The organism is Streptomyces sp. NPDC048277 (genome assembly GCF_040652235.1).
Lineage (GTDB): Bacteria > Actinomycetota > Actinomycetes > Streptomycetales > Streptomycetaceae > Streptomyces.
The window spans coordinates 161,038-182,030 of record NZ_JBEZLQ010000014.1; the positions used below are offsets into that span (position 1 = coordinate 161,038).

Annotated in this window: 17 protein-coding genes; 9 read left to right on the top strand and 8 right to left on the bottom strand. The window is 70.1% G+C overall.

Going from position 1 to position 20,993, the window contains the following annotated elements; translation table 11 throughout:
• Together AB0D85_RS28925 and metG are read left to right on the top strand one after the other, a co-directional pair.
• A partial coding sequence (locus tag AB0D85_RS28925) for a VWA domain-containing protein (protein ID WP_362326284.1) occupies positions 1 to 1,405 on the top strand: 1,405 nt, incomplete at its 5' end.
• 134 nt (positions 1,406 to 1,539) lie between these two features.
• Positions 1,540 to 3,255: a methionine--tRNA ligase gene (gene metG, locus AB0D85_RS28930; protein WP_362326287.1), complete on the top strand. Its 1,716-nt coding sequence runs from the start codon at positions 1,540 to 1,542 to the stop codon at positions 3,253 to 3,255.
• A 123-nt stretch (positions 3,256 to 3,378) separates the two neighbouring features.
• On the opposite strand, the gene AB0D85_RS28935 is transcribed toward metG, so the two are convergent.
• The gene (locus tag AB0D85_RS28935; RefSeq protein WP_362326290.1) at positions 3,379 to 4,728 is read right to left on the bottom strand and encodes a polysaccharide lyase family 1 protein; all 1,350 of its coding nucleotides are present in this window, start codon (positions 4,726 to 4,728) and stop codon (positions 3,379 to 3,381) included.
• Between the two features lie 234 nt (positions 4,729 to 4,962).
• On the opposite strand from AB0D85_RS28935, the gene AB0D85_RS28940 reads away from it, so the two are divergent.
• Both AB0D85_RS28940 and AB0D85_RS28945 read left to right on the top strand, forming a co-directional pair.
• On the top strand, positions 4,963 to 5,439 hold the full coding sequence (locus AB0D85_RS28940; protein WP_362326293.1) for a hypothetical protein: 477 nt from the start codon (positions 4,963 to 4,965) through the stop codon (positions 5,437 to 5,439).
• 185 nt (positions 5,440 to 5,624) lie between these two features.
• Entirely contained in the window at positions 5,625 to 5,822 is a 198-nt protein-coding gene (locus tag AB0D85_RS28945; RefSeq protein WP_362326296.1) for a VCBS repeat-containing protein, read from the top strand.
• A 53-nt stretch (positions 5,823 to 5,875) separates the two neighbouring features.
• On the opposite strand, the gene AB0D85_RS28950 is transcribed toward AB0D85_RS28945, so the two are convergent.
• The 3 genes from AB0D85_RS28950 to aspS all read right to left on the bottom strand — a co-directional run bounded on the left by AB0D85_RS28950 (position 5,876) and on the right by aspS (position 9,858).
• Positions 5,876 to 6,817, bottom strand: a complete 942-nt coding sequence (locus AB0D85_RS28950; RefSeq protein ID WP_362326299.1) for an intradiol ring-cleavage dioxygenase — start codon at positions 6,815 to 6,817, stop codon at positions 5,876 to 5,878.
• 181 nt (positions 6,818 to 6,998) lie between these two features.
• Positions 6,999 to 7,955, bottom strand: a complete 957-nt coding sequence (locus tag AB0D85_RS28955) for an intradiol ring-cleavage dioxygenase (protein ID WP_362326302.1) — start codon at positions 7,953 to 7,955, stop codon at positions 6,999 to 7,001.
• A 139-nt stretch (positions 7,956 to 8,094) separates the two neighbouring features.
• Complete coding sequence (aspS, locus tag AB0D85_RS28960) at positions 8,095 to 9,858, bottom strand: aspartate--tRNA ligase (RefSeq protein ID WP_362326305.1); 1,764 nt, start codon at positions 9,856 to 9,858, stop codon at positions 8,095 to 8,097.
• Between the two features lie 168 nt (positions 9,859 to 10,026).
• Here aspS and AB0D85_RS28965 point away from each other — a divergent pair, with 168 nt between their 5' ends.
• The gene (locus tag AB0D85_RS28965) at positions 10,027 to 12,168 is read left to right on the top strand and encodes a SpoIIE family protein phosphatase (RefSeq protein WP_362326308.1); all 2,142 of its coding nucleotides are present in this window, start codon (positions 10,027 to 10,029) and stop codon (positions 12,166 to 12,168) included.
• Between the two features lie 235 nt (positions 12,169 to 12,403).
• Here AB0D85_RS28965 and AB0D85_RS28970 read toward each other — a convergent pair whose 3' ends face one another.
• From AB0D85_RS28970 to AB0D85_RS28985, 4 genes are all read right to left on the bottom strand, one after another.
• Positions 12,404 to 13,438: an AI-2E family transporter gene (locus AB0D85_RS28970; protein ID WP_362326312.1), complete on the bottom strand. Its 1,035-nt coding sequence runs from the start codon at positions 13,436 to 13,438 to the stop codon at positions 12,404 to 12,406.
• 154 nt (positions 13,439 to 13,592) lie between these two features.
• Positions 13,593 to 14,570 carry a pirin family protein gene (locus tag AB0D85_RS28975; protein ID WP_362326315.1) on the bottom strand — a complete coding sequence of 326 codons (978 nt, stop codon included), beginning with the start codon at positions 14,568 to 14,570 and terminating at the stop codon, positions 13,593 to 13,595.
• A 92-nt stretch (positions 14,571 to 14,662) separates the two neighbouring features.
• Positions 14,663 to 15,520: a hypothetical protein gene (locus AB0D85_RS28980; protein ID WP_362326318.1), complete on the bottom strand. Its 858-nt coding sequence runs from the start codon at positions 15,518 to 15,520 to the stop codon at positions 14,663 to 14,665.
• Positions 15,521 to 15,598: 78 nt separating this feature from the next.
• Entirely contained in the window at positions 15,599 to 16,081 is a 483-nt protein-coding gene (locus tag AB0D85_RS28985) for an SseB family protein (RefSeq protein ID WP_362326321.1), read from the bottom strand.
• Positions 16,082 to 16,257: 176 nt separating this feature from the next.
• On the opposite strand from AB0D85_RS28985, the gene AB0D85_RS28990 reads away from it, so the two are divergent.
• The 4 genes from AB0D85_RS28990 (at position 16,258) to AB0D85_RS29005 (ending at position 20,974) form a co-directional block, all read left to right on the top strand.
• Positions 16,258 to 18,084, top strand: coding sequence for an acyl-CoA dehydrogenase (locus AB0D85_RS28990; RefSeq protein WP_362326324.1), 1,827 nt, complete (start codon positions 16,258 to 16,260; stop codon positions 18,082 to 18,084).
• Positions 18,085 to 18,165: 81 nt separating this feature from the next.
• The gene (locus tag AB0D85_RS28995; protein WP_362326327.1) at positions 18,166 to 19,470 is read left to right on the top strand and encodes a M18 family aminopeptidase; all 1,305 of its coding nucleotides are present in this window, start codon (positions 18,166 to 18,168) and stop codon (positions 19,468 to 19,470) included.
• Between the two features lie 208 nt (positions 19,471 to 19,678).
• Positions 19,679 to 20,785 (top strand): glycosyltransferase family 2 protein, encoded by a 1,107-nt coding sequence (locus tag AB0D85_RS29000; protein WP_362326330.1) that lies wholly within the window; start codon positions 19,679 to 19,681, stop codon positions 20,783 to 20,785.
• 30 nt (positions 20,786 to 20,815) lie between these two features.
• The gene (locus AB0D85_RS29005) at positions 20,816 to 20,974 is read left to right on the top strand and encodes a hypothetical protein (RefSeq protein ID WP_362326333.1); all 159 of its coding nucleotides are present in this window, start codon (positions 20,816 to 20,818) and stop codon (positions 20,972 to 20,974) included.
• Positions 20,975 to 20,993: the final 19 nt, after the last annotated feature.

The window sequence follows — 20,993 nt, forward strand, 5'->3', positions numbered from 1 at the left end:
TGAGGCTGAGGCGGTCGCTGACGTCGAGCCGGTGACCGAGGCCAAGCCGGGCACAGAGGGCACCGAAGAGACCGCACCGGAGCCGGAGGCCGAAGCCGTGGCCGAGCCGCAGACCGAGGTCACGGCCGAAGCGGAGCCCGAGGCCGAGCCGGCCGCTGAGGCTGAGGCGGTCGCTGACGTCGAGCCGGTGACCGAGGCCAAGCCGGGCACAGAGGGCACCGAAGAGACCGCACCGGAGCCGGAGGCCGAAGCGGTAGCTGAGCCGGAGATCAAGGTCACCGCCGAAGCGGAACCCAAGGCCGAGCCGGAGGCCGAGGCTGAGCCGGAGAGCGCGAGCGAGCCGGTGTCGGAGCCCGTGGCTGAGGCGGTCGCCGAGGCGGCTGCCGAGCCGCAGGTCGAGGCCGAGCCGGTCGCGGAGCCGGAGCCCACCGCCACCGCCGAGCCCGAGACCACCCCGGCCGACGAAACCGTCGACGAGCCCGCTGTCGCCGAGACCACGACCCCGGAACCCGCCGCAGCCGCCGCAGCCGCCGACGGCGAATCCGCCCCACAGGGGCCACCCGCACCCGACGACGAAACTGTCACGGGTGGTGCGGGTGGGAACGACCCGGCCGAAGGCGAAGCCGAGGCCGAGGCCGAGGCACTCGAACCCGCAGCCGCCGCCGACGGCGAAACCACCCCGCAGGGGCCCGCACCCGACGACGAAACTGTCACGGGTGGTGCGGGCGGGACCACCCCGGCCGAAGGCGAAGGCGAAGCCGAGGCCGAGGCCGGTGACGACGCCGCCGCCATCGCCCTCACCAAGGCCGGCCTCACCGGCACCCGCGCCGCCACCTACCTCGTCCTCGACCGCTCCGCGAGCATGCGCGCGTACTACAAGGACGGCTCCGCGCAGGCCCTCGCCGACCAGACCCTCGCCCTCGCCACGCACCTCACCCCGGCCGGCGACACCCCCACCGTCCACGTCGTCTTCTTCTCGACCGAGGTCGACGGCACCACCGACCTCACCCCCGCCTCCCCCGAGAACGCCATCGACGAGGCACACGCCGGCCTCGGCCGGATGGGCCGTACGAGCTACCACGCCGCCGTGGAAGCCGTACTCGCCCACTACGACGAGCACCACGACAAGACCGCCACCCCGGCCACCCCCGCCCTGGTCGTCTTCCAGACGGACGGCGCCCCGGACGCGAAGACCCCCGCCACCCAGTCCCTCACGGACGCGGCGAAGTCCCACCCCACCCTCTTCTTCTCCTTCGTCGCGTTCGGCGAGCACGAGAACAAGGCCTTCGACTACCTCCGCAAGCTGAAGACCGACAACACGGCCTTCTTCCACGCGGGTCCGACCCCCCTGGAGCTCACGGACGCGGAGCTCTACGACGGCGTCCTGATCGACTGGCGCCCGTAAGCCCCACCCGCCCCCGGCGTCTCCGTGCCGCCCGCTTCTCACCCAATAAAACGGGAAGCGGGCGGCATACACATGTCGGCTACGATTTCAAGGTTCGCAATAGCAGCAACAGACCGACCTGGGAGCAGCCCCCGATGGCTCGACACCTCATCACCAGCGCCCTTCCGTACATCAACGGGATCAAGCACCTGGGCAACATGGTGGGGTCCATGCTCCCGGCGGACGTGTACTCCCGCTACCTCCGCCAGCGCGGCCACGAGGTCCTCTACATCTGCGCGACGGACGAGCACGGCACCCCCGCCGAGCTCGCGGCGAAGGAGCAGGGCATCCCCGTAGCGGACTTCTGCGCGCAGGCGCACGACGCGCAGAAGGCGGTCTACGACGGCTTCGCACTCGCGTTCGACTACTTCGGCCGGAGCTCCAGCGCCGAGAACCGCGAGATCACCCAGCACTTCGCCCGCCGCCTGAACGAGAACGGCTTCATCGAGGAGCGGGCGATCCGCCAGGTGTACAGCCCGGTCGACGGCCGTTTCCTCCCGGACCGCTACGTGGAGGGCACCTGCCCGCACTGCGGCTACGACAAGGCCCGCGGCGACCAGTGCGAGAACTGCACCCGCGTCCTGGACCCGACCGACCTGATCAACCCCCGTTCCGCGATCTCCGGCTCCACCGAGCTGGAGATCCGCGAGACCAAGCACCTCTTCCTCCTCCAGTCCAAGCTGGAGAACGAGGTCCGCGAGTGGGTCGCCAAGCACGACAAGGACTGGCCGCAGCTGGCCTCCTCCATCGCCCACAAGTGGCTGACGGAGGGCCTGCACGACCGCGCGATCACCCGTGACCTGGACTGGGGCGTCCCGGTCCCGGCCGACACCTGGCCGGAGCTGGCGGCGGAGGGCAAGGTCTTCTACGTCTGGTTCGACGCCCCGATCGAGTACATCGGCGCGACGAAGGAGTGGGCCGACCAGGACCCGTCGACCCGCGACTGGAAGTCGTGGTGGTACGACGTCGACACCGACGTCCGCTACACGGAGTTCATGGCGAAGGACAACGTCCCGTTCCACACGGTGATGTTCCCGGCCACCGAGCTCGGCGTGCGCGAGCCGTGGAAGAAGGTCGACTACGTCAAGGCCTTCAACTGGCTGACGTACTACGGCGGCAAGTTCTCCACGTCCCAGAAGCGCGGTGTCTTCACGGACCAGGCGCTGGACATCCTGCCCGCCGACTACTGGCGCTACTTCCTGATCGCCAACGCCCCGGAGTCGGACGACTCGTCCTTCACCTGGGAGCACTTCACGGCGACGGTGAACAAGGACCTGGCCGACACCCTCGGCAACTTCGTCAACCGCGTGCTGTCGTTCTCCCGCAAGCGCTTCGGCGACGACGTCCCGGCCGGCGGCGAGCCCGGCGAGGCGGAGGCGAAGCTGGGCGGGCAGATCGCGGACCTCCTCGCCGAGTACGAGGCCCAGATGGAGGCCCTCCAGTTCCGCAAGGCGGCCGCGGCCCTGCGCGCCCTGTGGTCGGCCGGCAACTCCTACCTGGAGGAGAAGGCCCCCTGGCTGGAGATCAAGACGGACAAGGACGGCGCGGCCCTGACCCTGCGCACGGCGATGAACCTGATCCACCTCTACTCGGTGGTCTCGGAGCCCTTCATCCCGGCGACGGCGAAGACCATGCGCGAGGCGTTCGCCCTCACCGACGACACCGCCGCCTGGGTCACCGCCGACGAGGCGCGCACCCTCACCTCCGTCCCCGCCGGCACCCCCTTCACGGTCCCCCCGGTCCTGTTCGCCAAGCTGACGGACGAGGACCTGGAGACGTACAAGGAGCGCTTCGGCGGCACGGAGGCCTGACGCCCGCGCCGCCACAGCCGTCGGCCCCCTGGTCTCCGTCCAGAGACCAGGGGGCCGACGCATGGGGCCACACACTCAGCTCAGCAAACCCAGCACCAGCGCTCCGGCGGCCGGGAGAAATCCTCAGCTCGCGGTGAGCACCCCGGCCCCCGCCGTCTTCGCCAGCTCCGCCGGCAGGTTCTTCGCGCTGCTCTCCAGGCCCGCCGTCAGGGTCGGCGTCCAGTTCACCGTCGTCTTGATCTTCTTCGAGCTCGCGGCGTTGTAGGCGGCGACGAGGTCGGTCGTCGTGCCGTTGACGAGGTTGCCGCTGCCCGCGACCGAGCCGGTGCCGTCGCCGCTGAGCAGCTTGGAGACCTTGATGGAGCTGGGCACGGTCCAGAAGTTGTTCTGGGCCACGACCTGGGCCTTGGCGCGCGAGTTGATGCTGTACTGCAGGGCGTAGCCGTTGAGGGGCGTGACGTCGTAGACGTTGTTGTAGAGGTGCACCTGGCCGACGCGGGTCAGCGGGGCGCGCTGGACGATGCCCTTCCAGACGTTGTGGTGCAGGGTGACGCGCAGCTTGCCGCCGGGCTCGCTGTCGCTGCTGCCGATCAGCATCGTCTTGTCGTGGCTGGTGAACCGGTTCTGCTCGACGGTCACCAGGTCCGAGCTCTTGGTGATGTCGAGTTCGCCGTCGTGGACCTGGTACTCACGGCCGTAGTACTTCGGGTTGGTGCTGTCGAAGTGCCCGGCGTCGCTGAACGTGTTGTGGTCGGCCCAGACATGGGTGGCGCCGCGCAGGGTGACCGAGTCGTACTCGGAGTTCCAGTTGCCGCTGTCGCCGTCGGTGGGGTCCCACTGGGGGAAGCAGTCCTCGGTGTCGGAGAACGTCAGGTTGCGGACGATGACGTTGTCGACCTTCTGGATCTGCAGCATGCCACCGGTGATGCCGGCGTTGGTGCCCGGGACGCCGACGATCGTGGTGTTGGCCGGCACCTTGAAGACGATGTTCGCCGCCTGCTTCTTCTGCGCGGCGGCCCGGGCGGACTCCTGGGTGCCGGAGGGCAGCTTGGAACGGCCGTACGTCGACGGGTCGAAGGCCTTCAGGTACGAGGTGAGCGAGTACCCCGTGCCCGCCGCGTAGTCGGCGCAGGTCAGCTTCTTGCCGGAGTCGTCGGTGTTGGCGTCGATGGTGCCCTTGATCTTGATGATGCGCGGGGTGGTGTCGGAGACCGACCCGAGCGCCTTCACCAGCTGGGCGTGGGTGGAGACGGTGAAGGTGTGCGCGGAGTCGGCCTTCGCCCCACCGGTCGTACCGGAACCGGACGACGCCCAGCCGTCCTTGGCGGCGAGCGTCTGGTGGTACAGATCGACGCCGGACGCGTTCGCGCTCAGCACCAGCGCACCGGCACCGACCCCGGCCGCCACGACGGCGGCGGAGACGACGAGGGTACGGCGCTTACGGAGGGACCGGCGGTGAGAGACAGAGGCCACAGGGGAGTCCTTACGTACTTCCGGATCTTGGGGGCGAGCCCGCGTGACGGGCTCACCACTCCTCTGTGGTTGTGGAGATCCGAAAGGTTGCCGTGAATTTTCCTGCCGTGCGGTGTCCGTCTCACGGGCGAGCGGCGAAAGTTGACCCGGGCAGCCGTTCCCCGCCGGCCGGACCGGTGGCACCGGGCCGCCCCCAACTCCTCCATGCCCACGACACATCCGTATGGTTTCGCCATGGCACCCCCTGAGCTCATCCCGATCGCCTACGAGCCCCACGGCCGTACCGAGGCGATCGGCCGTTACGCCGATGGACAGTTCCTGGCGTCGGTCACGTACGCGTTCCCCGAGGGGTTCCGGCTCGACGAGGGCTGGGAGGAGCAGAAGCGGCTCTACTCGGTGGTCCATCTGTTCGACGCCGAGGGCCGTTACCGCGACTCGCAGATCTGGTGCGCGGGCAGCTGGGCCGAGCAGCAGCGGGCCCCGGACGGTGCCGGCTCGGTGCTGGCCCGGGCCCGCGCCCAGCTCGCGACCATGCTGCGCAGCCTGCCCCGGCGGACGTACACGGACATCGCCATACGTCCGTTCCAGCTCACCGTCGACGGCGTGTTCTTCGGGCTGGTCGCCAAGGAGGACGACGACGGCCCCTGGGCCGAGCTCTACCCGGACCACCTGGGCTTCGGCGAGCCGTGGGACGGCCGGTACGACACCTGACCCCGCGTCCGTATCCCAAGCACTGGTAAAGTCCGCTCACTTGTGCGAGGGCAGGGGACCCTCGCGCGTCGGGCACCCCGGACGGCCTCGGCGACCTGCTCACCCTCAGCTCCTCGGGCGGGCCGGCATACCAACTGGACGCCCGCACCGGCGCCTTCTCCGGCAAGGGCACCTTCAAGGCGCGGGTGAAGCTGTTCGGCGCGTGGGGCGGGTCGTACAACTCCGTGGTCGGGGTGGGTGACATCACCGGCGACGGCAGGCCCGACCTGGTCTCCCGTGACACCTCCGGCAACCTCCACCGCAACAGCGGTGACGGCAAGGGGTCGTTCGGGGCGCGGGTGAAGATCGCCTCCGGCTGGGGCGCGTACAAGTCCCTCTCCTGACCTCCGCGGGGCGGCCGGTGCGACGACGGACGCACCGGCCGCCCGTCCTCAGGTCAGCTCGCCGAGGCCGACGGGGCCGGGCCGCTGTCCTCGCCGTCGTTGGTGGCGTCGGAGTCCACGGTCACGGTGATCGAGCCCAGGACGCCCTTGGCGATGTCGTCCTTGCGGTAGCGGAGCTTCAGCAGACCGCCCTGGGTGCCGGACTGGTCGTAGATCGTGTCCTCGGTGAGCGTGGTGCGCTCGGTGGTGTTGGTGGCGTAGGGGTCGACGGTCGTCGTCGCGATGACCGACTCCTCGTCGAAGAAGAACTGGCCGGTGTGGCAGGTGTGCCCGCCCTCGTAGCCGGCGTCCGTCCACTCACCGTCCACGTGCACCTTGACGTGGATGTGCACACAGCGGCCCCGGTACCAGCCCGGGAAGATCGTCTTGAAGGTGACATGGCCGTGCCGGTCGGTGCGCCAGGTGCCGCGCAGGTAGCGCTTGTCGTCGGTGGGGTCCTGGTGGCCGCCGCCACCGCCGCCGGGCGGGGGACCGGTGGGGGTGTCGGTCGGCGTGCCGGTCGGGGAGCCCGTCGGCGCGGGACCGCCGCCGCCACCGCCGCCGCTGGCCGCCTCGTAGCCCGAGTAGTAGCCGATCGCGTCGCAGTGCCAGATGTCCACCGCCGCGTTGCGCACCGGGCGACAGGTCTCGGTGTCGATCACCCGCAGGGCGAGGGTCATGGGGATGCCCGTACGGTCCTCGGTGATGTCCTGGCGGATCTTGTCCGCGTCGATGTAGTAGGGGCCCTCGGTGGTCTCCGAGGTGAGTCGGTAGCAGTCCTCGGGCGGCGCCGGCCGGTGCCCGTGCCGGGGCTCGTTTCTCTCCCCCGCGACCGCGTTCGCCGCGAACGCCCCGCCCAGACCCACCGCGGCGACGGCACCCGCGCCCACGGTGACCACCTTGCGCCGGGTCGGGTCGTCCGGACGCCGCTCGCTCAGCTTTTCGTTGTCTGTCATGCGGCTGGAAGCTAGGTAAGAAAGCTGGGAGCGAGCTGAGAAAAAGGCACTCTTCTTCCAGCGCGGGGCATTAAGGCCGGAAACCGCCGCCGGAGTCACCGGACATGTCTCTGAAAAACTGCGGAAAAGGCGCCGTAACCGAGTACGACGCCTTTTCCGGTTTCCGGGAGTGCGGGGTGGATCAGCTGGACGTGGCGGATGCCGACGCGCCCGGCTGGACCGAGTCGTCCGTGCCCTCGTGCGTCGCGTCGGGCTCGACGCCGACCGTGATGGAGGCGCGGACGCCCTTCGCGATGTTCTTCTTGTGGTACTCCAGCTTGAGGAGACCGCCCTGGGTGCCGGACTGGTCGTAGATCGTGTCCTCGGTGAGCGTGGTGCGCTCGGTGGTGCTGGTGGAGTACGGGTCGACGGCCGCCGAGGCGATGACCGACGCCTCGTCGAAGAAGAACTGGCCGGTGTGGCAGGTGTGCCCGCCCTCGTAGCCGGCGTCCGTCCACTCACCGTCCACGTGCACCTTGACGTGGATGTGCACACAGCGGCCCCGGTACCAGCCCGGGAAGATGGTCTTGAAGCTCACCCGGCCGTGCTTGTCGGTCTTCCAGGTGCCGCGCAGGTAGCGGGTGTCGCTGGTGGGGTCCTCGTGCTGGCCGCCGCCGGTGCCGCCGGAGGGCGCGCCGGACGGGGGTTCGCCGGTGGGGGTGTCCGTGGGGGTGCCGGAGGGGGCGTCCGAGGGGGCGGAGCCGCCGCCGGTGGACAGGCTCTCGTAGCCCGAGTAGATGCCGAGGGCGTCGCAGTGCCAGATGTCGACCGCCGCGTTGCGCACCGGCTTGCAGGTCTCCGAGTCGATCACACGGAGGCTCAGGGTGAGCGGGATGCCCTCCTTGTCCTCGGTGATGTCCCGGCGGATCTTGTCCGCGTCGATGTAGTAGGGACCCTCGGTGGTCTCCGAGGTGAGCTTGTAGCAGGCCTCTGCGGAAGCCGACGCCGTGGCCTTCGTGGACGTCGTGGACTCGTCCGCGAAGGCGCTGGCGGCGAGCGTGCCGCCGACGCCCACGACGGCCACGGCCGCACCGCCCGTCACCACGACCTTGCGTCGCGTCAGATCCCTTTTGTGTGCTGGTTTCTGTGTTCCCGTCATGATCGGGACGCTAGGTAAGAAGGCTGTCCGGGCTATGGGAATGACCTGTGGCCAACCAAGAAATCTGAAGACGCGGGCCGGGACAACGGAAGAGGGCCGGAAATCTACGGCGATTTCCGGCCCTCATGAGAATCTCGGGTTACTTCGGCTGCGGCTTCCGGACGGAGAGGTGCAGCTCGCGCAGGCGGGCCTCCTCCAGCTCGGTCGGCGCGCCCATCATCAGGTCCTGGGCGTTGCCGTTGAGCGGGAAGGCGATGGTCTCGCGGATGTTGGGCTCGTCGGCGAGCAGCATGACGATGCGGTCCACGCCCGGGGCGATACCGCCGTGCGGCGGGGCGCCGAAGCGGAACGCGCGGAGCATGCCGGCGAACTTGTCCTCGACGGTCTCCCGGTCGTAGCCCGCGATCTCGAAGGCCTTGAGCATGATCTCGGGCTCGTGATTCCGGATCGCGCCGGAGGACAGCTCGACGCCGTTGCAGACGATGTCGTACTGCCAGCCCAGGATGTCCAGCGGGTCCTGGGTCTCCAGCGCCTCCAGGCCGCCCTGCGGCATGGAGAACGGGTTGTGCGAGAAGTCGATCGCGCCGGTGTCCTCGTCCTTCTCGTACATCGGGAAGTCGACGATCCAGCAGAACCGGAAGACGCCCTCCTCGAAGTGCCCGGCGCGCTTGGCGGCCTCGACCCGCACCGCGCCCATGATCTTCGAGACCTCGTCGAACTCGCCCGCACCGAAGAACACGGCGTGACCGGCGGCCAGCTGGAGCCGCTTGGTCAGCTCGGCGACGTTGTCCTCGGTGAGGAACTTGGCGATCGGGCCGGAGAGGGAGCCGTCCTCGGCGACGCGGACCCAGGCGAGGCCCTTGGCGCCCTGCGAGACGGCGTAGTCACCGAGCTGGTCGAAGAACTTGCGGGGCTGCGCGGAGACGTCCGGCACCGGAAGGGCGCGCACGTGCTTGCCGGCGAAGGCCTTGAACTCCGAGCCCTCGAAGATGTCGGTGATGTCGACGAGCTCCAGCTGGGCGCGGAGGTCCGGCTTGTCGGAGCCGTACTTCAGCATCGCCTCGCGGAACGGGATCCGCGGGAACGGCGAGGTGACATGGCGGCCACCGCCGAACTCCTCGAACAGCTCGGTCATCAGCCGCTCGATCGGACGGAAGACGTCCTCCTGCTCGACGAAGCTCATCTCGACGTCGAGCTGGTAGAACTCGCCCGGCGAGCGGTCGGCGCGGGCGTCCTCGTCGCGGAAGCAGGGTGCGATCTGGAAGTAGCGGTCGAAGCCGGAGATCATCAGCAGCTGCTTGAACTGCTGCGGGGCCTGCGGCAGGGCGTAGAACTTGCCCGGGTTGAGCCGGGAGGGGACGACGAAGTCGCGGGCGCCCTCGGGGGAGGTCGCCGACAGGATCGGCGTCGCCATCTCGTTGAAGCCCAGCGCCGTCATCTTGTGGCGGATGGCCGAGATCACGGCCGTACGCAGCATGATGTTGCGGTGCATGCGCTCGCGGCGCAGGTCCAGGAAGCGGTACTCCAGGCGCCGCTCCTCGTTGACCCCGTCCTCGGCGTTGATCGTGAACGGCAGCGGGGCCGCCGCGCCGAGCAGCTCGACCTCGCCGACCTCGACCTCGACCTCGCCGGTGGGCAGATCGGGGTTGATGTTCTCGGTGCCACGGGAGACGACCTTGCCGTCGACCCGTACGGTCGATTCCTTGCTGACCTTGTCCAGGGCCTCGTAGGCGGGAGTGCCCGGACGCGCCACCAACTGGGTGATGCCGTAGTGATCGCGCAGATCGATGAAGAGGATGCCGCCCAGGTCGCGCCGATTGTGCAGCCAGCCACTCAGCCGGACGTCGGTGCCGACGTCAGAGGAGCGGAGCTCGCCGCAGGTGTGGGACCTGTACCGATGCATCGTGGTTCATCCAGCCTTCGCGGATCGGGGTGTGGTGTCAGCCATGGGGATCAGCCGTGTTTCACGTGAAACACCACCCAGCGTACCGGGCCCCCCAAGGCCGACTCTCCTCATTACCAGGTCGATGATCGGTAGCATTTTCCGATCCGCTCTTCTTAAAGTGGGGCAATGCGAACTGGCGAGCCCCTGCCCGCCGTGGAGGACGTCCTCGCCGCCCTCGCGACCGGGCTGTGGCACTGGGACACCGCCACCGGACTGGTCACCACGGACGCGGAGACCGCCCGGCTCATCGGGCTGCCGGCCGAACCGTCCCTCCTGTCGGAAGCCGTGGTCAGGTCCCGTTTCCACCCTGTCGACTGGAACGAGAACGCCAGCATCACCCGGCTGGCCGCCGTCGAGGGCACCCTTGCGGAGGTCCGGCTGCGGGTGATGGACGAGCGGGGCCGGCTGATCCGTACGGTCCGCAGCCGTTTCAGACCTGTGTACGACTCCGAGGAGCGCGTGTACCGGGTGACCGGCACCCTCCAGGAGGTCACCGAGCCGGCCCCCGGCACCGTTGCCCGGCATTCGGTCACGGGTGACTGGCGGCGCTCCCGGGAGGCGTTCCTGCTCGACGCGGGCCGGGCGCTGGCCGAGGCGCGGTCCACGGAGGAGGTGCTGCGGGTCGCCGCGGGCCTGTCGATGCCCGGGTTCTCCCCGGACGGGCTGGTCGTCTTCGAGGCCAAGGGCGACCGGCTGACGATGATCGGCCACCACGGTCAGCAGATCGACGCGGACAGCCCGTTCACCAGCATGCCGGTGGAGACCGACTACCCGGCGGCGGAGGTCGTACGGACCGGCCGCGCCGTGTATCTCTCCTCCCCCGAGCAGTACCAGTCCCGCTACCCGGTGACCTGGCCGCTGGCCGAGCGGTTCGGCCGGAAGTCCTGGGCCTTCCTGCCGCTGACGGTGGCCGGGCGGACCATGGGCGCCTGGATGGCGGGCTTCACCTACCCGGTGTCGTTCACCCCCGACGAGCGCTCCGTGCTCACCACGGTGGCCCGGATGCTGGCGCAGGCCCTGTCCCGGGCCGGGATCGCCGACTCGGAGCGGGAGCTGACGGACGGGCTCCAGCGCTCCATGCTGCCGACGCTGGGCCCCGAGATCCCCGGCATGGAGGTGGCCGCCCGCTACATACCGACCGGCGGCGGGCTCCAGGTGGGCGGCGACTGGTACGACATGATCCCGCTGCCCTCCGGCCGCTACGCCCTCGTCATCGGCGACGTCCAGGGCCATGACGTCCGCGCGGCGGGCCTGATGGGCCAGCTCAGGATCGCGCTGCGCGCCTACGCCTCCGAGGGCCACCGCCCGGACGCGGTCCTCTCCCGGGCCTCCCGCTTCCTGCACGGGATGCACGGGATCGGCCACGACGAGGACGACGCCGACCTGCGCTTCGCGACCTGCCTGTACGTCGAGGCGGACCCGGTGACCGGGGTCCTGGAGATCGCCCGCGCGGGCCATCTCGACCCGGCGATCCGGATGGCCGACGGCACCGTGCTGCGGCGGCCGACGGCGGGCGGGCTGCCGCTCGGCATCGACCCCGACGCCGACTATCCGACGACCCGGTTCGCCCTCGAACCCGGCGAGACGATGATGATCTGCACCGACGGCCTGATCGAGACCGGCGGCCACGACATCGAGAGCGGCTGGCAGCGGATCCGGGCGACCATGGAGGAGCACTCCGGCGACCTGGAGAAACTGGCCGACGCGCTGGTCCAAGCCGTGCACGGCCCCTCCTCGCACCACACCACCGGGCCGCTGGCCGACCGCCGCGAGGACGACATCGCGGTCCTGCTGCTGTCCCGGCCGGGCACCGGCCACGGCGACGAGCCCCTCGCCGTACGGGCCCGGGTCCGCCGCACACTCCTCTCGGTGGCCCAGGACGAGCCCGAGCGGATCGCCGAGGCCCGCCAGCACCTGCGCGAGCTGCTGCACGACTGGGGCTCGCCCGACCAGCTCGACTCGGCGGTGCTGCTGGTCTCCGAGATGCTCACGAACGTGCTGGTCCACACCGACACGGACGCGCTGCTGCTCGCCGAGGTCTCCGAGCACACCCCCGGGCGCCGGCTCCGCGTCGAGGTCACGGACGCCGGCGACGACCTCCCGCACAAGCGCCGCCCCGGCGAACTGGCCTCCTCCGGCCGCGGCCTGGTCCTGATCGAACTCCTCGCGGACGCATGGGGCGTCGACCCGCGCGGACAGGGCAAGAGCATCTGGTTCGAACTGCACGAGAGTGACGAGAGCGCCGAGCCGTACGAGGGTGAGGGCTAGCGGGAGCGGGGGCCGACGGGAGCGGGGCCCAGCGAGAGCGGGGGGCCAGCGAGAGCGAGAGCCGACGAGAGCGGGGCCCAGCGCGAGCGGGGCCCCGCGGGAGCGAGGGCCGGCGGGAGCAAGGCCCCGCGGGAGCAAGGCTGGCGGGAGCGAAGGCTGGCGGGAGCAAGGCCCCGCGGGAGCAAGGCTGGCGGGAGCGAAGGCTGGCGGGAGCAAGGGCCGACGGGAGCGAAGGCTAGGGGGTGGTCGCGTACCGGGCGCGTAGTTCGTGCACGACCCCGAACGCGGCCGCGGTGAGCGGTACGGCCAGCAGCATGCCCAGGATCCCGGCGACGGAGGCTCCGGCCGTGATCGCCAGCATCACCACCGCCGGGTGCATCTGCACGGTCCGGCTCTGGATCACCGGCTGCAGCACATGCCCCTCCAGCACCTGCACGGCGAGGACGACTCCGAGCGCCCACAGCGCGATGACGAAGCCGCGGTCGGCGAGGGCGACCAGTACGGCCACCGCGCCGGAGAGGAACGCGCCGAGGTAGGGGATGTAGGCGCCGACGAAGACGAGCGCGCCGAGTCCGACCGCCCCCGGGACCCGGAGGATCAGCAGGCCGATCGCGATGCAGGTGGCGTCGATGAGGGCGATGACGGTGGTGCCCCGCATGAACCCCTCGATGCCCTCGAAGGCACGGCGGGCCATGGCCTCCAGCATGTCGGCGCTGCCGCCGGGCGCCACGGCCCGGAGCGTGTCGACGAAGAGGTGGGAGTCGCGCAGGAAGAAGAAGACGAGCAGCAGCGCGAGCACGGCCATCGCGATGGACTCGCCGACCACGCTCACGCCGCTGATGACGTTCGAGGCGGCCGTCCCGCCGAACTTGGCGAGCAGGTCCTTGGCGCTGCCCGCCAGGTCGCCGAGCGAGGTCCCGGCGGCCCCGAAGTGCTCGGCGACCGACTTCGCCGCGTGCTTCAGCGAGGCGACGATCTCGTCGCCGGTCTCGACGAGCGCGGCGACGACGATGTAGACGGCGCCGCCGACGACGGCGACGACCGCGACACAGGTGAGCCCGGCGGCGAGGGACCGGTGCATCCCGGCCCGTACGAGCCACCGGTACAGCGGCCCGAGCAGCGCGGTGCCGAGCAGCGCGAGCAGCACGGGTGTCACCGCGGTACGGAACTCCGCGCAGAGCCGGACCCCGACCCAGCCGACGCCGGCGGCCAGCAGCAGCACGGCACACCAGGCGGCGAACCGGCGCACGGACTCGGGCAGCAGCGACACGGGACCAGCGGATCACGCCCGGTCGGCGGCTGTCCTGCCGGGCACCTCCCGGTGGGTGAACCGGCCCCGGTGGGCGGACCGGCCCCGGTGGGTGAACCGGCCCCGGTGGGCGGACCCGCGGGTCCGCCCACCGGGGAGGTGCCGTGGCGGCCGATTACGCCTGCGGGCCGCTCTCGGACATGCCGTGCACCGCCGGGACCGTGCCCAGGCGGCCCTTCTGGAAGTCCTCGAAGGCCTGCATGAGCTCGTCCTTGGTGTTCATGACGAACGGGCCGTAGTGGGCCATGGGCTCACGGATCGGCTGTCCGCCGAGGAGCACGACCTCCAGGTCGGGCGTGTGCGAGTCCTGCCGCTCGTCCGCGCGGACGGTCAGCGAGGACCCCGCGCCGAAGACGGCGGTCTGGCCCAGGTGGATCGGGCGGTGCTCGGCGCCCACCGAGCCCTTGCCGGCCATCACGTACGCCAGGCCGTTGAAGTCCTCACGCCACGGGAGCGTGATCTCCGCGCCGGGGGCGAGCGTCGCGTGGATCATCGTGATCGGCGTGTGCGTGATGCCGGGGCCGGCGTGGCCGTCCAGTTCGCCCGCGATGACGCGCAGCAGCGCACCGCCGTCGGGGGACGTCAGCAGCTGGACCTGGCCGCCGCGGATGTCCTGGTACCTCGGCGCCATCATCTTGTCCTTGGCCGGGAGGTTCACCCACAGCTGGAGGCCGTGGAAGAGACCGCCGGACACGACCAGGGACTCCGGCGGGGCCTCGATGTGGAGCAGGCCGGCACCGGCCGTCATCCACTGGGTGTCACCGTTGGTGATGGTGCCACCGCCGCCGTTGCTGTCCTGGTGGTCGAAGACGCCGTCGATGATGTAGGTGACGGTCTCGAAGCCGCGGTGCGGGTGCCAGGGGGTGCCCTTGGGCTCGCCCGGCGCGTACTCCACCTCGCCCATCTGGTCCATCATGATGAACGGGTCGAGGTGGCGGTAGTTGATCCCCGCGAACGCCCGGCGCACCGGGAAGCCCTCGCCCTCGAAACCGCTCGGCGCGGTCGTGACGGCGAGCACGGGACGGGCCACGGCGTCGGCCGGTGCGGCCACTCGGGGCAGGGTCAACGGGTTCTCGACGGTCACTGCAGGCATGTTGGCTCCTCCTTGTGCGCCCACTTTAGTTGAGCGTTGAACTTTCTGCCACCCCTAACGGAGTGCAGCCGGCGAACATTCCCGGATCGCCGTCAGGCGCGCAGCGCATCCAGCGCGATCGCCACCATGCCGAGGCCGACGAGGATCATGGGCAGTCCGAGCAGCCCCGCGCCGAGCACACCGCCGGCCAGTTGCCACCCGGTCCTGCGCCCGACCTTGGTGGTGCCCTCCGGATCCTCGGGGTCGTACACGATCTCGACCTCCCGCGCACCGCCCTCCGTACCGCTGCGGCTGCGCCGCACACCATGGGCGTCGACGTAGGAGTAGACGTAGTGCGTGATCGCGTCCTCGCCGGAGCCGGTCCCGTACGAGTACTCCAGGCGCCCCTCGACCGTGATCCCCCGGGCACGCAGCACAACGGCATCGCGCGCGTACCGCACACCGGCCACCAGCGCGGCCACGCCCGGCGCGAGCACCGCGGGGACGCCGACCCCCCAGGAGACGGTGGCCCGCTCACCCGGGCCGCGCGCCACCAGCGCGACCGCGATCAGCGCGTAGGCGACGCCGAGCGCCGCGAGGGCCACCGGCCGAGGTTCCAGCCCCGGGCGCTCCATCGGTTCCACGGACACCAGCGCCGCCCCGCCGGAGTCCGGCTCAGCGGTGTCCCGTGCGGGCAGCGCACGGCGCAGTACCTCGGCGAAATCCCTTACAACCGGGCTGCTTCGGGCGACGAGGACGTACCCGGGCGGGTCCGGACGAGGATCGCGCGAGGTCAGGACGACTGCCAGAGCTCGCCCCCTGCGGCCACGCACGTCCACGCGTTCGATCGCGGCCACGGGTATCCGGCGCCGCACCCCGCCCTGTTCCAGCAGCAGTACGCCGGACCGCAGCCGCGCAGCAGAACGCCGCCGGCCATGGAGGACCAGCGGCGAGGAGTCGATCTCGGTCACGCGGGCACAGTAGGCGAGCCCGACGACCGGAAGGGGACATTCAGGAGTACGGCTCCGTCGTCCGCGGAGCGAGGGCGGCTAGCCGTACATCCGCCGCATCGCGAACTCCACCATCTGCTCGACCGCCTTCGAGTCGAAGACCATCCGGTGCTCGCCCTCCATGTCGAGGACGAAGCCGTAGCCTGTCGGTAGGAGGTCGATGACCTCCGCACCGGTGATGACGAAGTACTTGGACTCCTTGCCCGCGTACCGGCGCAACTCCTTCAGCGAGGTGAACATCGGGATCACCGGCTGCTGGGTGTTGTGCAGGGCGAGGAAGCCGGGGTTGTCACCGCGCGGGCAGTACACCTTGGACGTGGCGAAGACCTGCTGGAAGTCCTCGGCGGTCACCTGACCGGTGGTGAAGGCCCGCACCGCGTCCGCGAGCGAGGGCGGGGACGGCTCGGGATAGAGCGGCGGCTGCTGGCCGTATCCGCCATGGCCGCCCGGCATCTGCTGCTGCGGCTGGGCGTACTGCTGCTGAGCGGCCCCACCGTCCATGGGCTGGCCGTATCCATACATGCGGGCAAGCCTACCGAGGCACGCGGGTTCCGCGAGAAGGTAGACCCATCTCACACTTCACCGGATGGGGGTTGCTTCTTATTACCGACGGGTAGCATCATCGGAGCTACTCGTTGGTATGTGAAAGCTTGCGCGAGGATTCAGTGCCTCGCCGATCCGGATACGGAGCCGTCACCATGGGGCACTACAAGTCCAACCTCCGCGACATCGAATTCAACCTGTTCGAAGTGCTCGGCCGCGACAAGCTGTACGGCACCGGCCCGTTCGGCGAGATGGACACCGACACCGCGAAGAGCGTCCTGGAGGAGCTGACCCGGCTCGCCGAGAACGAGCTGGCCGAGTCCTTCGCCGACGCCGACCGCAACCCGCCGGTCTTCGACCCGGAGACCAACACCGCGCCGGTCCCGGCGTCCTTCAAGAAGAGCTACAAGGCCTTCATGGACTCCGAGTACTGGCGCCTCGGCCTGCCCGAGGAGATCGGCGGCACCACCGCCCCGCCGTCGCTGATCTGGGCGTACGCGGAGCTGGTGCTCGGCGCCAACCCGGCCGTGTGGATGTACTCCTCCGGCCCGGCGTTCGCCCGGATCCTCTTCGACGAGGGCACCGAGGAGCAGCAGAAGTGGGCGCAGCTCGCCGTGGACCGGACCTGGGGTTCGACCATGGTGCTCACCGAGCCCGACGCGGGTTCGGACGTCGGCGCCGGCCGCACCAAGGCGGTCCGGCAGGAGGACGGCTCCTGGCACATCGAGGGCGTGAAGCGCTTCATCACCTCCGGTGAGCACGACATGGAGGAGAACATCCTCCACTACGTGCTGGCGCGTCCCGAGGGTGCCGGCCCCGGCACCAAGGGCCTCTCCCTCTTCCTGGTCCCGAAGTACCTCTTCGACTTCGAGACCGGCGAGCTGGGCGAGCGCAACGGCGTCTACGCCACGAACGTCGAGCACAAGATGGGCCTGAAGGCCTCCAACACCTGCGAGATGACCTTCGGCGACCGCCACCCGGCCAAGGGCTGGCTGATCGGCGACAAGCACGAGGGCATCCGCCAGATGTTCCGGATCATCGAGTTCGCCCGGATGATGGTCGGCACGAAGGCCATCTCCACGCTCTCGACCGGCTACCTCAACGCCCTTGAGTACGCCAAGGAGCGCGTCCAGGGTTCCGACCTCGCGGCCTTCGGCGACAAGACCGCGCCCAAGGTCACCATCACCCACCACCCCGACGTGCGCCGCTCGCTGATCACGCAGAAGGCGTACGCCGAGGGCATGCGCGCGCTCGTCCTCTACACCGCCTCCGTCCAGGACGCGATCGCGGTCAAGGAGGCCACCGGCGAGGACGCCTCCGCCGAGCACGCGCTCAACGACCTGCTCCTGCCGATCGTCAAGGGCTACGGCTCCGAGAAGGGCTACGAGCAGCTCGCCCAGTCGCTGCAGACCTTCGGCGGCTCCGGCTTCCTGCAGGAGTACCCGATCGAGCAGTACATCCGCGACGCCAAGATCGACACCCTGTACGAGGGCACCACCGCGATCCAGGGCCAGGACTTCTTCTTCCGGAAGATCGTCCGCAACCAGGGCGCGGCCCTCAACTCCCTCGCCGAGGACATCAAGAAGTTCCTCGCGCTCGGCACCGGCGGCGAGGACCTGGCGGGCGCCCGTGAGCACCTGGCGAAGGCGGCCGTCGAGCTGGAGGCGATCGTCGGCCTGATGCTGACCGACCTCGCGGCCACCGAGCAGGACGTCAAGAACATCTACAAGGTGGGCCTGAACACCTCCCGTCTGCTGCTCGCCTCCGGCGACGTGATCGTCGGCTACCTGCTGCTCAAGGGCGCCGCGGTCGCCGCCGAGAAGCTGGAGACGGCGTCGAGCAAGGACAAGCCGTTCTACACCGGCAAGATCGCGGCGGCGAAGTTCTTCGCGGCCAACGTGCTGCCGGGCGTCACCCTGGCCCGCAAGATCGCGGCCGGCGTCGACCTCGACCTGATGGAGCTGGACGAGGCGGCTTTCTGACCGTTCCCCTCCACTGATCCGTCACGGAGGCCCGGTCCCCATCAGGGGAGCGGGCCTCCGTACGTCGTTAAGGTGAGGCACATGAGCGCATCCGCACCCTCTCGCTTCGACCGCGGCCACACCGACGACCTGATGTCCTTCCTCGCGGCGAGCCCGACGCCGTACCACGCCGTGGCGAACGCCGCCGAGCGGCTGGAGAAGGCCGGGTTCCGGCAGGTCGCGGAGACGGACGCCTGGGACGGGACGACGGGCGGCAAGTACGTGCTGCGCGGCGGCGCGATCATCGCCTGGTACGTCCCCGAGGGCGCCGCGCCCCACACGCCGTTCCGGATCGTCGGCGCGCACACCGACTCCCCGAACCTGCGCGTCAAGCCGCGGCCCGACAGCGGGGCGCACGGCTTCCGCCAGGTCGCCGTGGAGATCTACGGCGGACCGCTCCTGAACTCCTGGCTCGACCGGGACCTGGGCCTGGCCGGCCGGCTCAGCCTGCGGGACGGCTCCAGCCGCCTGGTCGACGTGCACCGGCCGCTGCTGCGCGTGCCCCAGCTCGCCATCCACCTGGACCGCGCGGTCAACAGCGAGGGGCTCAAGCTCGACAAGCAGCGCCATCTGCAGCCGATCTGGGGCCTCGGCGACGACGTCCGCGACGGCGACCTGATCGCCTTCCTGGAGCAGGAGTCGGGGCTGCCGGCCGGCTCGGTCACCGGCTGGGACCTGATGACCTACGCCGTCGAACCCCCGGCCTACCTGGGCCGCGACCAGGAGCTGCTGGCCGGGCCCCGGATGGACAACCTGCTGTCCGTGCACGCCGGCACGGCGGCGCTGGCGGCCGCCGCGACGAACGGCTCCGCGCTCCCCGGCATCCCGGTCCTCGCCGCCTTCGACCACGAGGAGACCGGCTCCCAGTCGGACACCGGCGCGGACGGGCCGCTGCTCGGCAGCGTCCTTGAGCGCTCGGTGCTGGCGCGCGGCGGATCGTACGAGGACCGGGCGCGGGCCTTCGCGGCCACCGTCTGTCTCTCCTCCGACACCGGCCACGCCGTCCACCCCAACTACGCGGAGCGCCACGACCCGACGCACCACCCCCGTGTCAACGGCGGCCCGATCCTCAAGGTCAACGTCAACAACCGCTACGCCACGGACGGTGCGGGCCGCGCGATCTTCGCCGCCGCCTGCGACAGGGCCGGGGTCCCCTTCCAGACCTTCGTCTCCAACAACTCCATGCCCTGCGGCACCACGATCGGCCCGATCACCGCGGCCCGCCACGGCATCCGGACCGTCGACATCGGCACGGCCATCCTCTCCATGCACAGCGCCCGCGAACTGTGCGGCGCCGACGACCCGTTCCTGCTGGCGGACGCGCTGATCGCGTTCCTGGAGGGCTAGGTCCGCGCCAGTACGGGGTGTAACCACAGGTAAGGCGCGTAAGGGACACAGCTGCACCCACAGGGCGATCACAGGCAACCGTGAGCAATCCGTTACAGGATTCAACTACCGAAGTTGTAGGAGTTTCGTGAAGACTGTGGATCACTGACGGGTCCGGAATATCGCCATCCGGTCCCACCGCGGCTTTCATGAACGGGGGGTACGAGCCGTGCGACGTCATGCCGCGCGACGCGCCCACGCCGCCCCGGAAGAGCCCGGCGACAGACCAAGGCTCGCGGTCCTCATCCCCGCTCACAACGAGCAGGAACGTATCGCCGCCGCGATCGACGGCCTCTGGGAGCAGACCCGGCGCCCCGACCTCATCATCGTCGTCGCCGACAACTGCACCGACGACACCGCCGCCATCGCCGTCGAGCACGGCGCCCAGGTCTTCCACACCCAGGACAACACCCACAAGAAGGCCGGCGCCCTCAACCAGGCCATCGCCTGGGTGCTGCCGCACATGGACGACCGCGACCTGCTGCTGGTCCAGGACGCCGACACCGTCCTCAACCCCTGGTTCGTCGAGACCGCCCTCGCCACCTTCAACCGCAAGGTCGGCGCGGTCGGCGGCGTCTTCTACGGCGAGGACGGCGGCGGCTTCCTCGGCCTGCTGCAGCGCATGGAGTTCCACCGCTACGCCTGGGAACTGGAGCGCACCGGCGGCAAGGCCCAGGTCCTCACCGGCACCGGCACGATGTTCCGCGCCCGCGTGCTGCGCGAGGTCCGCACGGCCCGCCGCACCGGCGAACTCGGCGGCGGCACCAGCTACTACAGCCTCGCCTCGCTCACCGAGGACGACGAGATGACCAAGGCGGTCAAGACCCTCGGCTACCGGGCCATGTCCCCGGCGGGTTGCTCGGTCACCACCGAGGTCATGCCCTCGCTGGGCAAGCTGTGGCACCAGCGGCTCCGCTGGCAGCGCGGCGCCCTGGAGAACCTCCGCGACTACGGCTGGACGCGGGTCACCGCCCGCTACTTCATGCAGCAGTTCCTGATGGGCTTCGGCGCGCTCTCCTTCCTGATCTACCTGACCTACATGGCCGCGTACACCTCGCTGTACGGCTGGCCGGGCCTCTCGCCGTTCTGGACGGCGATCGGCCTGATCTTCGTCGTCGAGAAGACCGTCTCCGTACGGCGAGCGGGACCGAAGGCCGTCCTGGTCGCCGCGCTGATGGTCCCGGAGATGCTCTACGACCTCTTCCAGCACGCCGTCTACTTCACCTCACTGTGGGGGCTGGTCCGCCGCAGTGAGGAGAAGTGGGTGGCCACGTGAGATTCCCTCAACCCTCGTAGGAGAAAAGCGATGTACGGCAGAGTGATCGGCGCGGGCACGGCCGGCGCGGGTGGCGCGACCCTGGCCGCCACCGGGCTGTGGATCAACAGCATGGCGATGGTGGTGGCGGCGACGACGCTGGTGGCGGCCGGCGTGGCGCTGTTCAAGCTGGCTCCGCGCAGGCGGTAACCCCTGAAGGGGCGCTGCT

Excerpts from the sequence above, each read along its gene's own strand:
- AB0D85_RS28950 (WP_362326299.1), bottom strand. The coding sequence starts at position 6,817 with ATGACAGACAACGAAAAGCTGAGCGAGCGGCGTCCGGACGACCCGACC.
- AB0D85_RS28995 (WP_362326327.1), top strand. The coding sequence starts at position 18,166 with ATGAGCGCATCCGCACCCTCTCGCTTCGACCGCGGCCACACCGACGAC.
- aspS (WP_362326305.1), bottom strand. The coding sequence starts at position 9,858 with ATGCATCGGTACAGGTCCCACACCTGCGGCGAGCTCCGCTCCTCTGAC.
- metG (WP_362326287.1), top strand. The coding sequence starts at position 1,540 with ATGGCTCGACACCTCATCACCAGCGCCCTTCCGTACATCAACGGGATC.
- AB0D85_RS28955 (WP_362326302.1), bottom strand. The coding sequence starts at position 7,955 with ATGACGGGAACACAGAAACCAGCACACAAAAGGGATCTGACGCGACGC.
- AB0D85_RS28965 (WP_362326308.1), top strand. The coding sequence starts at position 10,027 with ATGCGAACTGGCGAGCCCCTGCCCGCCGTGGAGGACGTCCTCGCCGCC.
- AB0D85_RS28940 (WP_362326293.1), top strand. The coding sequence starts at position 4,963 with ATGGCACCCCCTGAGCTCATCCCGATCGCCTACGAGCCCCACGGCCGT.
- AB0D85_RS28975 (WP_362326315.1), bottom strand. The coding sequence starts at position 14,570 with ATGCCTGCAGTGACCGTCGAGAACCCGTTGACCCTGCCCCGAGTGGCC.
- AB0D85_RS29005 (WP_362326333.1), top strand. The coding sequence starts at position 20,816 with ATGTACGGCAGAGTGATCGGCGCGGGCACGGCCGGCGCGGGTGGCGCG.
- AB0D85_RS28985 (WP_362326321.1), bottom strand. The coding sequence starts at position 16,081 with ATGTATGGATACGGCCAGCCCATGGACGGTGGGGCCGCTCAGCAGCAG.
- AB0D85_RS28990 (WP_362326324.1), top strand. The coding sequence starts at position 16,258 with ATGGGGCACTACAAGTCCAACCTCCGCGACATCGAATTCAACCTGTTC.